Source organism: Anaerococcus octavius (assembly GCF_900445265.1).
Taxonomy (GTDB): domain Bacteria; phylum Bacillota; class Clostridia; order Tissierellales; family Peptoniphilaceae; genus Anaerococcus; species Anaerococcus octavius.
The window spans coordinates 1,316,458-1,331,993 of record NZ_UFTA01000002.1; the positions used below are offsets into that span (position 1 = coordinate 1,316,458).

At 31.7% G+C, this 15,536-nt stretch carries 16 protein-coding genes, 1 pseudogene and 1 riboswitch; of the genes and pseudogenes, 11 read left to right on the top strand and 6 right to left on the bottom strand.

The window, feature by feature from the left end:
* Nucleotides 1-409 precede the first annotated feature (409 nt).
* The 7 genes and pseudogenes from DY249_RS06365 (at nucleotide 410) to DY249_RS06395 (ending at nucleotide 6,862) form a co-directional block, all read left to right on the top strand.
* Nucleotides 410-712 (top strand): ArsR/SmtB family transcription factor, encoded by a 303-nt coding sequence (locus DY249_RS06365; RefSeq protein WP_245943545.1) that lies wholly within the window; start codon nucleotides 410-412, stop codon nucleotides 710-712.
* Nucleotides 713-722: 10 nt separating this feature from the next.
* On the top strand, nucleotides 723-950 hold the full coding sequence (locus tag DY249_RS06370) for a cation transporter (protein ID WP_101539447.1): 228 nt from the start codon (nucleotides 723-725) through the stop codon (nucleotides 948-950).
* 38 nt (nucleotides 951-988) lie between these two features.
* Nucleotides 989-2,800 carry a heavy metal translocating P-type ATPase gene (locus tag DY249_RS06375; RefSeq protein ID WP_245943546.1) on the top strand — a complete coding sequence of 604 codons (1,812 nt, stop codon included), beginning with the start codon at nucleotides 989-991 and terminating at the stop codon, nucleotides 2,798-2,800.
* A gap of 132 nt (nucleotides 2,801-2,932) precedes the next feature.
* Nucleotides 2,933-4,330 (top strand): annotated as a pseudogene (locus DY249_RS06380) (IS1182 family transposase).
* Between the two features lie 144 nt (nucleotides 4,331-4,474).
* Complete coding sequence (locus DY249_RS06385; protein WP_101539449.1) at nucleotides 4,475-4,777, top strand: ArsR/SmtB family transcription factor; 303 nt, start codon at nucleotides 4,475-4,477, stop codon at nucleotides 4,775-4,777.
* Nucleotides 4,778-4,786: 9 nt separating this feature from the next.
* Nucleotides 4,787-5,011 carry a cation transporter gene (locus tag DY249_RS06390; RefSeq protein ID WP_101539450.1) on the top strand — a complete coding sequence of 75 codons (225 nt, stop codon included), beginning with the start codon at nucleotides 4,787-4,789 and terminating at the stop codon, nucleotides 5,009-5,011.
* Nucleotides 5,012-5,014: 3 nt separating this feature from the next.
* Nucleotides 5,015-6,862, top strand: a complete 1,848-nt coding sequence (locus DY249_RS06395; protein ID WP_115595577.1) for a heavy metal translocating P-type ATPase — start codon at nucleotides 5,015-5,017, stop codon at nucleotides 6,860-6,862.
* Between the two features lie 441 nt (nucleotides 6,863-7,303).
* On the opposite strand, the gene DY249_RS06400 is transcribed toward DY249_RS06395, so the two are convergent.
* A complete protein-coding gene (locus DY249_RS06400) occupies nucleotides 7,304-7,966 on the bottom strand; it encodes a hypothetical protein (protein WP_115595578.1) in 663 nt (220 codons plus the stop codon).
* 152 nt (nucleotides 7,967-8,118) lie between these two features.
* Nucleotides 8,119-8,215, top strand: a riboswitch (TPP riboswitch).
* A gap of 162 nt (nucleotides 8,216-8,377) precedes the next feature.
* On the opposite strand from DY249_RS06400, the gene thiS reads away from it, so the two are divergent.
* The 4 genes from thiS to thiH are packed head-to-tail and all read left to right on the top strand — an operon-like array spanning nucleotide 8,378 to nucleotide 11,113.
* Nucleotides 8,378-8,575 carry a sulfur carrier protein ThiS gene (gene thiS / locus DY249_RS06405; RefSeq protein ID WP_115595579.1) on the top strand — a complete coding sequence of 66 codons (198 nt, stop codon included), beginning with the start codon at nucleotides 8,378-8,380 and terminating at the stop codon, nucleotides 8,573-8,575.
* A gap of 1 nt (nucleotide 8,576) precedes the next feature.
* Nucleotides 8,577-9,191, top strand: coding sequence for a sulfur carrier protein ThiS adenylyltransferase ThiF (thiF, locus tag DY249_RS06410; protein ID WP_115595580.1), 615 nt, complete (start codon nucleotides 8,577-8,579; stop codon nucleotides 9,189-9,191).
* Nucleotides 9,181-9,951 (top strand): thiazole synthase, encoded by a 771-nt coding sequence (locus DY249_RS06415; protein ID WP_115595581.1) that lies wholly within the window; start codon nucleotides 9,181-9,183, stop codon nucleotides 9,949-9,951. Before thiF ends, DY249_RS06415 begins: the two co-directional genes overlap by 11 nt.
* 1 nt (nucleotide 9,952) lies before the next feature.
* Entirely contained in the window at nucleotides 9,953-11,113 is a 1,161-nt protein-coding gene (gene thiH / locus DY249_RS06420) for a 2-iminoacetate synthase ThiH (RefSeq protein WP_172540035.1), read from the top strand.
* Between the two features lie 21 nt (nucleotides 11,114-11,134).
* Here thiH and DY249_RS06425 read toward each other — a convergent pair whose 3' ends face one another.
* The 5 genes from DY249_RS06425 to DY249_RS06445 form a co-directional block, all read right to left on the bottom strand.
* Complete coding sequence (locus tag DY249_RS06425) at nucleotides 11,135-11,956, bottom strand: CPBP family intramembrane glutamic endopeptidase (RefSeq protein ID WP_115594757.1); 822 nt, start codon at nucleotides 11,954-11,956, stop codon at nucleotides 11,135-11,137.
* Between the two features lie 61 nt (nucleotides 11,957-12,017).
* On the bottom strand, nucleotides 12,018-13,532 hold the full coding sequence (locus tag DY249_RS06430; RefSeq protein ID WP_115595582.1) for an ATP-binding cassette domain-containing protein: 1,515 nt from the start codon (nucleotides 13,530-13,532) through the stop codon (nucleotides 12,018-12,020).
* A gap of 244 nt (nucleotides 13,533-13,776) precedes the next feature.
* Nucleotides 13,777-14,157 (bottom strand): hypothetical protein, encoded by a 381-nt coding sequence (locus tag DY249_RS06435; RefSeq protein ID WP_115595583.1) that lies wholly within the window; start codon nucleotides 14,155-14,157, stop codon nucleotides 13,777-13,779.
* 68 nt (nucleotides 14,158-14,225) lie between these two features.
* Entirely contained in the window at nucleotides 14,226-14,621 is a 396-nt protein-coding gene (locus DY249_RS06440; protein WP_115595584.1) for a hypothetical protein, read from the bottom strand.
* A 41-nt stretch (nucleotides 14,622-14,662) separates the two neighbouring features.
* On the bottom strand, nucleotides 14,663-15,463 hold the full coding sequence (locus tag DY249_RS06445; RefSeq protein WP_115595585.1) for a class I SAM-dependent methyltransferase: 801 nt from the start codon (nucleotides 15,461-15,463) through the stop codon (nucleotides 14,663-14,665).
* Nucleotides 15,464-15,536: the final 73 nt, after the last annotated feature.

Genomic DNA, 15,536 nt, shown 5'->3' on the forward strand with positions numbered 1-15,536 from the left:
AAACTATTTATAAAACAAAAACAGTTTAAGAAATAATCGTATTCTCAACTAGCTAAATATAGATAGTTAATAAAAAAGATGATGCGCAGGATAGATTTAACTATTCTGCAACATCACCGAGAGTTTAGACAAACTCCAAAAACGCTCATCGGAGTCCAGAAATTGATAAATTCATAATTTCGAAATCTTAAAATCGCAAACTCGCTAAAGCTCAAACAGTGCGATTTTGGACATATTTCTTCAATTTGAATTTAGCTCAATTTCTTCCCTATGAATCGCTTTATTTTGGAGTTTTCTACTTTGTCATCAGTCTTAACCTAGCTTAGCTAGGCTTTTTTTAGTTGACTTCATATATATATATATGATATAATGCCAATATGAATACTTGTTCATGTGTTTTGGAGGTTTTGTGGATAGTTCGTTAGATAAGGTCAGCTTAGAAAAATTAAATAGTTTATCAAATTTATTTAAAGTATTTGGAGATTTGACTAGGCTTAGGATTATGCAGGAGCTATTTAATGGCCCTTTGAGTGTTGGAGAAATTGCCAAACACTTAGATATGAGCCAGTCAGCCATAAGCCACCAACTAAAGTATTTAAAAGATGCAAATCTTGTAAAAGGTGAGCGAAATGGCAAGTCCATTTTCTATGAGCTTGCTGATGACCATGTCAAAATAATTTTTAAGACAGGAATCGAGCATATATACGAATAAGGAGTTTTATATGAAGTTAAAATATAAAGTTAAAAGCGAAAACTTATGTGCAAATTGCGCATCTAAAATAGAAGAAGCCTTAGTAAAGGAAGATAGTATAGATAAGGCAAGACTATCATTTATGACCGAAAAACTAAAATTAGAAGTAAATGATAATGCAGATATCGATCAAATTACAAAGCTTATAAATCAAATAGCAGACAAAATCGAACCAGGAACATCCTTTATTGCTATCTAGTTATGTTTAAAGAAATGACAAATGAGCACAAGAGAGAGTTGCGCAAATTAGTAATTGTTGCAATTCTAACTCTTGTGCTTTCAATTTATAACCATAAATATGTAACAACTGATGGGATTGCTCTAGTCTTTGCTGCCCTTTATATATTTGTAGGCTGGGATGTACTAAAAAAATCTATCCAAATGATAAAACGTGGCCAGGCATTAGATGAGCATTTTCTTATGGCGATCGCAACTATAACCGCTTTTGCAATTGGTCAATATACTGAAGCCGTTGCAGTTATGCTATTTTATAGTTTTGGTGAACTTTTTGAAGAAATAGCAACTCATACTTCAAAAGAAAATATCAAAAGCCTTTTAAATTTAGTGCCAGATCAGGCAAATCTTGTAAACTCTGATGGTTCAATAACAACAATTGATCTTGATGAAGTTGAAGTAGATGATATAATTCTAGTTCGTGATGGAGAAAAAATCGGTGTAGATGGTGTAGTAGTCGAAGGACATGGATTAGTAGATACCTCGTCAATTACTGGTGAGTCCATGCCAGTAGAAGTTGAAGAAGGCTCACAAATAATCTCTTCATCTATAATGACAGATGGTATTATTAAAATACGCGCTCAAAAAGAATTTGATGATTCTGTAGCAGCAAAAATTATGGAACTCATAGAAGATTCTGCAGCAAGCAAATCCGATAGCGAACGTATGGTTACTAGATTTGCAAGATATTATACACCAATCGTAGTTGCTATTGCAGTACTTTTAGCAATTATACCTCCAATATTTTTTGGAGGAGCTTGGAATGATTATCTAATACGTGCTGCTACATTTTTAGTATTATCTTGCCCATGTGCCTTAGTTTTGTCAGTGCCATTATCATTTATGTCAGGACTCGGTCTTGCAAGTCGTGAAGGTATCTTAATAAAAGGAAGTCAATTTTTTGAAATACTAAATGATGCTGAAGTTTTACTTTCAGATAAGACTGGTACTCTTACAACTGGCGAATTTAAAGTACAAGATATAAAATTTTTTAATATTTTTAATAAAGACTTAATCCTAGATTATATTTATAATATAGAATTAATGTCCACCCACCCTATTGCACGTGGTATTGTAATTAGCCTAAATCGTAATGAAAAACAAGAATTATTTAAAGAAATAAAAAACGAAAAAGGACTTGGAGTTAGTGCAACTGCTCAAAATGGAGATCAAATAAAATTAGGATCAGCTAAGTATGTAGCCATACAAGCGGATAATGATAGAGCCGTTTATTTATCAGTAAACGATAAATTAGCAGCAAAGGTTATTATAGAAGACCAAATAAAAGAAAATTCAAAAAATACTATAGAAAGCCTTAAAAAGCACTTCAAAGAAATAGCTGTTGTTTCTGGTGACGGAGAAAAAGCAGTAAAAGAAACTTCCAAAAAATTAAATCTTGACAACTATTTTGCAGAAGTAATGCCAGATCAAAAGCTTGAAATTATGCAAAATTATCAAAAAAACGGTCAAAAAACAGTTTTTGTAGGTGATGGTATAAATGATGCACCAGTTTTAGCAAATGCAGATATTGGTATATCTATGGGAGAAACGTCATCAGATCTAGCAATAGAATCATCAGATGTATTAATAGTAAACGGCGAATTTTCCCAAATGGCCAAATTAATGGAAATTTCAAACTTGACTAATAAAACTGTAAGACAAAATATCATCTTCATAATGCTAGTAAAAATAACAATCCTAGTAATGGGCTTACTAGGATATGCAAATATGTGGCTAGCAATATTTGGAGACGTTGGAGTATCAATAATTGCCATAGTCTGGGCTATGAGGATTTTGAGAAAAAGGATACAATAAAAACTCACATCTGTGAGTTTCAGAGTGTCGACAAAGTAGGTAAGAAGTTAACTTCTTACCTACTTTTTTAATGCTTAAATAGCATGATTTCAATACATAAGGGTATTAATATACTAAGAAAAGAGGTGTATTATGCTCAATAAGAATGATAAGGATAAGCAAAAGCAAGTTCAGTTTGTAGCACTAGATGACTTAGTACCTAATAATCACTTGCTTAGAAAAATAGATACATACATAGACTTTGACTTCATATACGACCTAGTCGAAGATAAATACTGCTTAGATAACGGCAGACCTAGTATAGACCCAGTAGTATTAATGAAGTTAGCATTCATACAATATCTTTACGGCATAAGAAGTATGCGTCAGACAATAAAAGAAATAGAAGTAAACCTAGCATACAGATGGTTCTTAGGACTCGATTTCTATGATAAAGTACCTCACTTCTCAACCTTTAGTAAGAACTACCAAAGAAGATTCAAAGACACCGACATATTTGAACAAATATTTAATGAAATCCTATCCCAAGCAATGGATTATGGCTTGGTCGATACAAAAGTACAATTTGTAGATGCAACCCATGTGAAAGCCCATGCAAATAGACATAAGACAATCAAAAAAGAAGTATCTAAGCACACAAAGAAATATCAAAACCAACTAAATAAAGAAATAGATCAAGATAGAAAAGCACATGACAAGAAACCATTAAGAACAAGAAGCAAAGAGTCAGAAACAACTGAGCAAACTTAAAGCACAACAGACCCAGAAAGTGGATTGTTCCATAAAGGAGAACATAAAGAAGTCTTTGCTTACACAGTACAAACATCCTGTGATAAAAATGGGTGGGTATTAGCCTATGAACCATTTGCAGGAAATCTACACGATAGCACAACATTTGAGAAATTCTACACAGAAAAATTACATACCCTTAATCCAGAAAAGTTAGTGTTAGACGCCGGATACAAAACCCCATACATATCAAAACAACTACTAGAAAATTCAGTAGTGCCCGTTTTCCCTTACACAAGACCAAAAGGTAGAAGTAAAAATCAAAAAGAAATGTTCTATCCTAAGGATTACATATATGATGAAGATAATGATTGCTACATATGTCCAGAAAAGAAAATAATTCTTTATTCAACAACAGATAGAAATGGATATAGAATATATAAAAGCAAAAGAAGTCTATGTCAAAATTGTCCTAGCTTAGAAAGATGCACAAAAAGTAAACGAAAACAAAAAACAATAATTAGACATATATGGCAAGAGTTCTTAGACATATCAGAAGAATACAGAAGAACACCCGAGGGAAAATCAGATTACAAGCAGAGAAAAGAAACAATAGAACGATGCTTCGGAACAGCAAAAGAATATCATGGATTTAGATACACAAATATGAAAGGGTTAGCAAAAATGAGAATGAAAAGCACCCTAACCTTTGCATGCATGAATATGAAGAAACTAGCAAATATACTATGGAATATGGATCCTAATAGGGTCTTTTTTATTGCGTATAAAGCATTAGTATGATAAAAATAAAGACAAACTCCAGTTTATGCTGGGGTTTGTCTTCGGTCTGAGCCTAGCTTAGCTAGGCTTTTTTAAGTTGACTTTATATGTATATATGATATAATACTCATATGAACACATGTTCAAATTTAGTAAGGAGGTAACATGGATGAATCGATAAAAAATGCTAGACTTGAAGATATAATGGAGCTTTCGGACCTATTTAAGGTTTTTGCAGATTCTACTAGACTTAGGATCCTCCATAAGCTTTTTAATGGACCTATAAGTGTAGGAGTCATAGCAGAGGCTCTTGATATGAGCCAATCAGCTATTAGCCACCAGCTTAAATATCTAAAGAATAGCAACTTAGTAAAATCAGAAAGAAATGGCAAGTCTATATATTATTCACTTGCTGATGATCATATAAAGACGATTTTTAAGACAGGATTAGAACATATAAACGAATAGGAGAATATAATGAAAGTAAAATACAAAGTAGAAAGTGATAACCTATGTCCAAATTGTGCAGCAAAGATTGAAGAGGCTGTTAAGAAAATTGATGGAGTGAATGATGCTAACCTATCATTCCTAACTTTGAAGCTAAAGATGGAATTAGCTGATGGTGCTAATGAAGATGCCATTTTTGATGAGGCTAATAGACTTGCTGATAAACTTGAGCCAGGGACTGTCTTAGTGAGGTAGGATATGTTTGAGTCTATGACAGATGCTCACAAAAAGGAGCTGAGTAAGCTTATAGCTATAGGTATTTTTTCTGTTGTATTAGCAGTATTAAAGAATAATATAGGTGAAAATATATGGATTGTGGGTGGGTTTTTATTAGCCTACTTGCTATCCGCATGGAATGTTTTGATAAAAGGGTTTAAGGGAATCATCCGTGGCCAGGCCATGGATGAGAACTTCCTTTTGACTATAGCATCCATATCAGCCTTTCTCTTGGGAGAACAGATAGAAGCTATAGCTGTTGTACTTTTTTATAACTTTGGAAATCTTTTTGAAGATATAGCAACTCATAAGTCTCGTAAAAATATTGAAGGTTTGTTAGATTTAGTTCCGGATGTTGCCAATAAGGTAAACCCAGATGGGTCTACTACTGAAATAGACCTTGACGATGTAGAAGTAGGAGATATCCTCCTGGTTCGTGATGGTGAGAAAATTGGTGTGGATGGTGTCGTTATAGAAGGTCATGGACTCCTTGATACATCCTCTGTCACTGGAGAATCCATGCCAGTAGAAGCCGAAGTAGGGTCTGAGATTATATCTTCATCCCTTCTTACTGAGGGTATTATCAAAATGGAAGCTAAGAAAGAATTTGATGATTCTGTTGCAGCAAAGATTATGGAAATTATAGAAGATTCCGCAGAAAGTAAATCTCAAAGTGAAAAAATGGTAACAAGATTTGCCAGAGTCTATACCCCAATTGTTGTAGCTATTGCGCTTATAGTAGCGATTATCCCTCCCCTATTTTTTGGAGGAGATTGGTATGAATATATATTTTTAGCAGCTACATTTTTAGTAATATCATGCCCATGTGCCCTAGTATTATCAGTCCCACTAAGCTTTATGTCAGGCCTTGGCCTAGCTAGTGAAAATGGCATACTTATAAAAGGAAGCCAGTATTTTGAAGGACTAAATAATGCCAAAGTCCTATTATCCGACAAAACCGGAACCCTCACTACAGGGAATTTCAAAGTAAAAGATATAGAATATTTTACTGACCATGATAGGGAAAAAATCCTCGATTATATATACAATATCGAGCTAATGAGTACCCATCCTATAGCAAAAGGGATAGTAGAAAGTCTAGACCGTGATGAAAAACATGACTTGTTTGAAGAAGTAACCAATGAAAAGGGCCTTGGTGTAAGAGCTACTAGCAAGGATGGCGACCTAATCAAGATAGGTTCTGCTAGATTTATTGGCTATCATGGAGAAGAAAATGACAGAGCAATATATGTCTCTATAGATGACAAGCTTGCTGCAAAGGTAATAATCGAAGATGAAATCAAAGACCAATCATTCGAAACTATAGAAAATCTACACAATCATTTTGAAAATATAGCTGTAGTATCAGGTGATGGCAAGAAGGCAGTAGAAGAAACAGCCAAAGAACTTGGCCTAGATAACTACTTTGCAGAAGTAATGCCAGACCAAAAACTAGAAATAATGCAAACTTATCAAAATAAGGACATGAAGACAGTTTTTGTAGGAGATGGTATAAATGATGCCCCAGTATTAGCTAACGCAGATGTAGGTATCTCCATGGGAGAAACAGCATCAGATCTTGCTATAGAATCATCCGATATACTCGTAGTCAATGGAGAGTTTAGCCAGATGAGCAAGCTAATGAAAATCTCAGACCTTACCAACAGGACAGTAAGGCAAAATATTACTTTCATACTAGCAGTCAAAATAGGAATCCTTATAGCAGGACTACTAGGCTATGCAAGTATGTGGGCAGCAATATTTGGAGATGTTGGAGTGTCAATTATAGCTATCCTTTGGTCAATGAGAATTTTAAAAAAGAAAATATGATTTAAAAAGGTCCGCAATATGCGGGCCTTTTATTTATTAGTTTTTAAAAAACAAAGTCTGTCATTCTTAGCAAAAAAGAAAATAAACGCATCAAAGGAGCTCCTAGGTTAATAGCAAGTTCGAATAAAATAATACTCTAAGAGACCCTTCGACTCCAAGGCCTAGTCTTTGCGCTCAGGGTGACATTTGGGTTTTGATTTACATCTTGAATAAACATTCTAAAAAAAACTGCACTATCTAGATTTACTATTATTTTTTAAAAACCAAGCCTGTCATCCTGAGCAAGTGAGCATAGCGAACGCGTCGAAGGATCTCATAAATTAATATTAACTCCAGTTAGAAATTAGTAGTATCACAATCGTTTTCGGCTCCAAGTCTATGCCTTTGCGCAGGGTAACATTAATATTTTTAGATTTTTATTTTAATTCTATTTTTTCACCCTTAAAGAGCCAACTGATTAAAAACCTCATCCTCATACTTATTCCAAATTATAAATCCTTGGGTCTTATCTTCTTTTGAATCTTCTTTTTTATAATTTTTATCTAGTCTACTATTTTCATTAGGTAGCAAAGAAGCTGGAGTACCTGGAATATATAAATAATAATCCGCATCAGGCTTTATCCCTAGAGCAAAGTCTACATTAAAATAAATATCATCATAACGGCCATATTCTGAAGTTATTTCAAAATTATCAAGTTTCATTTTATAAATATTATCATTAATTTGCTCTACAATTTTAAATTTGCCTTTAAAATCAGAAGTATGGATCTCTTCTCCCCTATGCCAAATCCACGCATACTCAGTAAGTCCAGCATCAAAACCATCATTTTTTATTTTCCCAAAGTATGAGCCAGTAAAATTGCCATCTTCTAGAAATTCTAAATTAGTCCAGCCTGTATCTTCTCCATAATTTCTTACAAGTTTTTGACCCTTCAATTTTTCAAAAAGAAATTTTTGAAGTTCTTCTAAGCTAGGTCCTTTTCCTTCTTTTTCTTCCAAATTTACAACTTCTGGTGTTTCAGATCTTTTTTCACATCCATTTACTAAAAATAAAGTTAATACTAGTAATAATAACCTTTCTATATAAATTTTTAATCTATTCATGCAATTCTAATTCCTTTTCTTTTTCAATTTTCAGTGATAATATTATTAGTTATTAAAATTATTATACTATATTAGCATCCCTATATTTTATAGGTTTTATAAATAAATATATAAAATATCCTTGCAAATTTTATAGTTTTGCTCTATAATGTATTTGAAGCTAGGGGTGCTTCATAGCTGAGAGACTTTGGTCAACCCTTAAAACTTGATGCGGCTAATACCGTCGAAAGAAAGCTAACTATAAAGCTAAGTTTTAAAGACTCTCTCAATAGAGTCTTTTTATTTTATAAATTTTTAAGTCTCTTGGACAATTAAATATTTTTTAAAGTTGAGAGTGCACTAGGCGCGAAGGGGCATACCACCACGGGTATGGTATTTCCTTCGCGCTTTTTTAATAAGGAGGTGAAAATAATGATAAAAGTAAACGCTAAAGAACTTTCTTTCGTAGAAAATGAAAGTCTATACGACTTATTAGAGCGTGCTAACTTTAACCCAGGCTTTGTAGCTGTAGAAGTTGACGAAAAGTTAGTAAAAAGAGAAAACTTTAAAAACTACTTTTTACAAGACGGCGCAAAAGTCGAAGTATTTTCATTTGTTGGAGGAGGTTAAAATGGATGATATCAGAAAAAAGGTTTTAGGAAGACAAGATCCTATAGTAAACGAAAAGCTAAAAAATGCTAAGGTTTCTGTATTAGGATGTGGTGGTTTAGGGTCAAATATTGCTATGACCCTAGCCCGTGCTGGTGTGGGTGAGCTTTACCTTTATGATTTTGATACGATAGAATATTCTAATCTAAATCGCCAAAATTTTACCCTGGATGAGCTGGGAGGAGATAAGGCCCTACTTACTAAAAAGAAAATTGAGTCCACCTTACCTTATGTAGAATGCCACAATCAAAATATCTATCTAACAACTGAAAATATGGATACTATAGCCCATAAAACAGATATATTTATAGAAGCCTTTGATAATAAAGAGTCTAAGACTATGCTATTTGACTACTTTGTAGGCAGAAAAGATAAATATCTTATCTCAGGTACAGGAGTATCAGGTCTAGGTGAGCTTAGTGATATAAAAATAAAGCAAATAGATAATGTTACTTTGATAGGTGATTTTACGTCAAATCCTGATGAGGGATTATACCTTGCCTATGTAGGAATTATAGCAAATCTTGAGGCCTTGACAGCTATAAAGATTCTAACAGGAGATTATAATGGAAAATAAAGATTATTTAGAACTAGGAGATAAAAAATTTACTTCCAGATTTATTTTAGGAAGTGGAAAATATTCCCCAGAATTAATAGATGCTGCAATAAAAAGTGCAGGAGCACAAATGATAACAGTAGCTTTAAGAAGAGCAAATACAAAGGATGTAGCAAATATTATAAACTATATCCCAGATGATATAATCATCATTCCAAATACATCTGGAGCGCGCAATGCCGATGAAGCTATCAGAATTGCAAGACTTGCCAGAGAAATGGGTTGCGGTAATTTTGTAAAAATAGAAATAATGAGAGATAGTAAATATCTTTTACCAGATAATTATGAAACCTTAAAAGCAACTGAAGTTTTGGCAAAAGAAAATTTTATAGTACTACCTTATATGTATCCTGATTTAAATTTTGCAAGGGATTTAAGAGATGCTGGAGCAAGTGCTATTATGCCATTAGCAAGTCCAATCGGTTCAAATAAAGGCTTATCAACCAAAGACTTTATAAAAATAATAATAGATGAAATAGATTTACCAGTTATAGTTGATGCAGGAATAGGAACACCATCCCAAGCAGCAGAAGCAATGGAAATGGGAGCTGCTGCAATTATGGCAAATACTGGAATTGCCAGTGCTGGTAATATTACTTTGATGGCAGAAGCATTCAAATTGGGAATTGAAGCTGGCAGACTCGCTTATTTATCAAAACCAGGTAGAATTCTAAATCAAGGGGCAGATCCATCTAGCCCATTAAGGGACTTTTTTGATTAATATGAATATTAAAAGTGTAGAAGATTATTTTCCAGGAATGGATATAATCGATTCAGATATAGAAGAAAAAATCGAAACTATATACAATGAGGTGAAAAATAGAGAAGTTGATAAGGCGAGTATATCAGCATCATTACAAGCAGAAAGTATATCCTACCAAGATTTTTATAACATTTTAAAAATAGATCCAGACGAATATTTAGAAATCATGGCAGAAAAAGCCTATGATAAAAGAATAAGATATTTTGGTAATAATGTTAGCTTGTTTTCCCCAATTTATATAGCAAATTACTGCGAAAATTCATGCAAATATTGTGGCTTTAGAGCACAAAGTGATATTAAAAGAGCAAAGCTGACTTATGAGGAAATAGAAGCAGAGATGAAGGCATTGGCTGCTACTGGCATAGAAGACGTATTAATTCTTACAGGAGAAAGTGAGAAATTTTCATCAATCGATTATATAGCAAAGGCTTGTGAAATAGCAAAAAAATATTTTAAAGTAATAGGTATAGAAATATATCCTACAAATGTAGCAGATTACAAAAAATTAAGACAAGCTGGAGCAGATTTTGTAACAGTTTTCCAAGAATCTTATAATAAAAAGTATTATGATTTTTATCATCCAGCAGGACATAAGAGATCTTTTTCTTACAGGATAAACACTCAAGAAAGAGCTTTGATGGGCGGTATGCGTGGAGTAGGTTTTGGAACACTTTTTGGCTTAGGAGATCCTATAGAAGAAGCCTTCAAATTAGGAGTGCATGCAAGCCTAATTCAAAAAAAATATCCACAAGCAGAAATAGCTATTTCTCTACCAAGAATAAGACCAACACACGGAGCAGATGAGACTTTGATTTTTGAAAATATAGTAGATGATAAGAAATTTTTCCAAATCCTACTAGCAATTAGAATATTTTTACCATATGCATCCATCACCCTATCCACTAGGGAGTCAAGAGACTTTAGAAATCTAGCAGTAAAATACGCAGCAACAAAGGTCTCAGCATCAGTAGACACCTCAATAGGACATAGAGCCAAAAAAAGCGAAAATGGCGGCGATAGCCAATTTGAAATAGATGATAAAAGAAGCACAGATGATGTAGTAAGTGACTTAAAAGAAATAGGAATGACAGCAATATATTCTGATTATATTGATTTATAAAAAATAAGCTCCCAGTCCATTTTAGGATATGGGAGCTATTTTATTTATATCTGTCTGCTTATTTTTTCTCTTATAAAGATAATATATTATCATAATCATGATTATATTAACGATACATACGAATATACTACCTTCCATTTTAAAACTACCACCAGATACGAGCTGATTTCCAATTATTTTTATATTATATAAATGAGGATAATCTTCTGCTAAGGATACTGTGCCAAATATTATGCCGCCCATAACATTCCATATAAAATGCATGATTATAGGCATTAATAATGAATTAGTGTATTCTAAAATAATAGTCATTAGTAAAGACATAGTAAGGACATTTACAACTGCGATAGGACCTGCTTCAAATGCTCCTCCGTGCATAAAAGTAAATAATAAAGTGCTAACAATTGTCGCAACTATAATATTATATTCTCTCTTTAATAATTGATAAATATATCCGCGAACCAAAAACTCCTGCATAATAGTATTTATAAATGCAGAAACTATCCAAATGCTTAACATATTTATATAATTTTTGTCAGTTATTTCCAAATATCCTAGACTATTAAGCAATAAGAATGGTATAAAAAACCATATTAAGCCTAGCAATATTCCTGATAAAGTTTGTTTGGATGGTTTTTCAAAATACATTATAGATAATCGATCTTTCTCAAAACTATTAAATACATATGTAAGAATTACTATAGCTAAAAAAGGAACTAATTCAGCTATAAATCTCCACCATACATCAGAAATACCCTCAGGTATTGGAATTAATACAGATATCGCTATCCAAGACACAAAAAATATTAATATTTTAAAAGTAGTTTTAATTAATTTTCCCATATCATGATTATACTTTTAATTTAATTAATGTAAAATTCCAATATATTAATATTTCTAGTATTTATTTCAATCCCTGGCAAGTTAAATTATAAATCTTATCAAAAACTTGGTATATAAATTCCCTATCGTGGGAAACTGCAATTATTACTCCCTTATAATTATTTAGAGCTCCTATTATCTCAGGTTTAGATAGGGGTGATAGGTTTCTGGTTGGCTCATCTAAGATTAAAACTTCTGCCTTATCTAGATTCATCTTTGCAAAAAATAGTTTTGCCTTTTGTCCTCCTGATAAATCAGCTATATTTCTAAACATTTCTTCTCTTTTAAAATTTAAGCTTCCTAAAAGATTTGAAGCTTTCGTTTGCTCATCTTTTGTAAAAGAATCAGATAGATATTCTATAGCATTTGTGTCAGTTTTTTCAAATTCGAAATAAGATTGGGGCATATAGCCTATCTTTAAGTTCAATGATTGGCATTCATTTTTTATCTTTTTTAATAAAGTGCTTTTGCCTGCACCATTTTTTCCTACTATACATATTTTCTCAGGGCCAATTACTTTCAAATCTATATTTTTAGCTAATATTTTATCGCTAGCCTTTAACTCATCAAGTTTAAAATCTAATATTTGCTTACCATTAGCCACTTTGATATCTTCATCAAAAAATATATCAATAGCTTCTTCATAATCAGGTTTTTCTGTAAGATTTGCTTCTTCTTTCACTAGTCGTCTGCCTATAGATTTTACTGTATGCATTTTTTCTTTAAGCAACCTACCTTCCACATCATTTTTAGTAGATCTTAAGTTATGCTCAACAGAATCATGAACTTTTTTGTACCTTCCTAATTTCTTATCGAATTCTTCCCTATCTTTATTAGCTTTATTTATCTCTGTCTCTATAAAATTTTCTCTTTTTTTGACATAATCATCATAAGAATTATTAGAAATAGTGTGTTTTGACTCAGTTCTTCTTTTTATCTGCTCCAGATGTATTATCCTATTAGCTACATTTGATAATAACTTAGTATCGTGAGATACAAATATGAGCGGAATATCCAATTCTTTCATAAAATTTTCAAGCCAAATTAGCGAATCATAATCAAGGTCATTACTAGGCTCATCAAAGAGAAATATGGTGGGACTTTTTAGCATCTCTATAAGTAGCATAAATTTTATCTTTTCTCCACCAGATAGATTTTTCATTTTTATTTTATCTGATAATATATCCTCTGGTAAATCAAACTCACCTATATACCTATACAATTTGTTATGATCTAGTACATTTAAATCAGCTTTTTCATAAAAATACTCATTAGTAGTATATTTATAATATTTTTTATCCAAAGACTGGGGTAAGTAAGCGATTATATCATTATTTTTAAAAATATCGCCACTTACATCACAGAAACTTTCAATCTCTTTTCTATTTACAATAGCCTTCAAAAGCAAAGACTTGCCATTGCCTTCCTCACCTATTAGCCCCACCTTATCTCCATTATTTAAAACAAAATCAAAATCTTTTAAAATAAATCTATCATCATCTCTTAAATTAATAGCTAAATCTTTTATAGTAAGCATAAATCCTCCTTAAGGAAGTATGCCATATCAAAAATAAAATATAAAAAAAGACCTACTCACAAAAGTGAATAGACCTCTCCTAAGATAAACACACAGATCTTATTCACAATATGGCGTACTAAAATAGCCTAAATAGGCTAAAAAATAGTATCAAAATTTCCATATTGCTTATAAAATCAATGTACATTTACCTCCGTATTTTTTATTCAGTTATAGTATACCATAATTTTTCTAGAATGCTTATTTATCTCTGAGTTGATAATTGGATTTGTTCTACCTTTAAATTTTTCTCTGATTTATCATCACTTAATTTTTTTAGCTCAGAACTTCTAATATTTACAATAATTTCATCGCCAGTTTTTAAATCAGAAAAGTCTATATCAATCACTTTCCCAGTTTTGTAATCACAATAAATAACAGGTGTATTTTTGGCATCTATTACAGAATGATCTCCAAAAATCCCATCTTCTGGATTATCCTTAACAGTTAACATTTCTTGTTTTTCATCAATTTCAGTAATTACAGCATTTAGACCAATACTTAAATCATCTTTAGGTTGATTACCACATGAAGATAAAAATAGCACGAATGATAATAATAAAATGATTTTAAATTGCTTTTTCATAAACCTACTCCTGAATTATTAGTTCTTTATTCAAATTTTTACTTTTAAGATTTGCTACAATCATTTCTTTATTTTCTATAGCATAGGTTTGATTTATATGTACTACCGTATGCTTTTATTATTAAGTTCAAATTATTATCTTCTTTTAAGGAAAGATCACTTAAATCTTTAAAACTTACATACTTTAAAAAGGGATTTCCTCCCATAAAAACATTAAACCCATCTTTTCTAATGCCTGGATAAAAAGATATGGTGTAAATTAAAAGTACACTTGCTACTACTATAGCATATCCTACAATTGTATTATCTAATCTATAACATAACAAGCTTGCAAAAATAGCAAATATAGCAATTATGACTCCAAAAATTGGTTTCTTTTTTACATTTATTATATTCTTTCTATGAATCGTGAAATTATAGATTGTTGGAATTATAAGCATTAGTAATACAATGATTTTTAACAATTTTATACTCCCTCACCACAATAAATTAAGTTATAAAATATTTATTTACTACATACAAATAAATAATGATTACTAGCCCCTAGTAATTCTTCCTTGTCACAATGGTTTAGGTGCCAATCTAGGTATCTTTGGTAAGATACCTCACTCATTTCATCAATCCTTTTACCCAAAATTTCAGAAAATCCACTGGAACCTATCTTTCTAATAATACTTAGATTTTCTTTTTCAAGCATTTTTATACATTCATTTAAAGTAAAGAAAATAAACGGTTTATTAATCAGTCTTTGCTTATCACTCACATAAAGAGGACTTTCAAAAAAGTTGCTATCAAATTTAGTTTCAGTCATAGGGACCATGTCGTGGTTAATATATGAAACCAAAATATAGCCATCATCTTTGACCACTCGCTTTGCTTGCATTAAAGTTTCTATCCTATCTTTTTCATTTGATAAATGATACATAGGTCCGAAAAGCAATACTACATCAAAATATTTATTATCTAAATCATCCATTTCAAGCGAGCTTTTATTCTCAACAATAATATTTTTTAAATTCTTATCTTTAGCTTTCGCAAATAGTTGTTTATAATTATTACTAGCAGGCTCAAAAGCGACCACTTCACAAACTTCTTCTGCCAAAGGTATGCTATAGACACCTGTTCCAGCACCAATATCTAATATTTTTGAATCCTTATTTATTAATTTTGAGATCTCACGTAAGGTAGTAATCTTCTCAACCTGACCAGCTTTACTTAGTAGTCTTTTTTCTTCATCGAAAATATTATATAATTCTTCATTTCTTTTTAAATCATCATTTATCTGTAGAACATCTTTAATATCCATTTTATACCTCCAATTTTTATTGTATATAGATAGTTGTTTAACCCCATATTCAGAGTCTAAACCTATCTTTTTT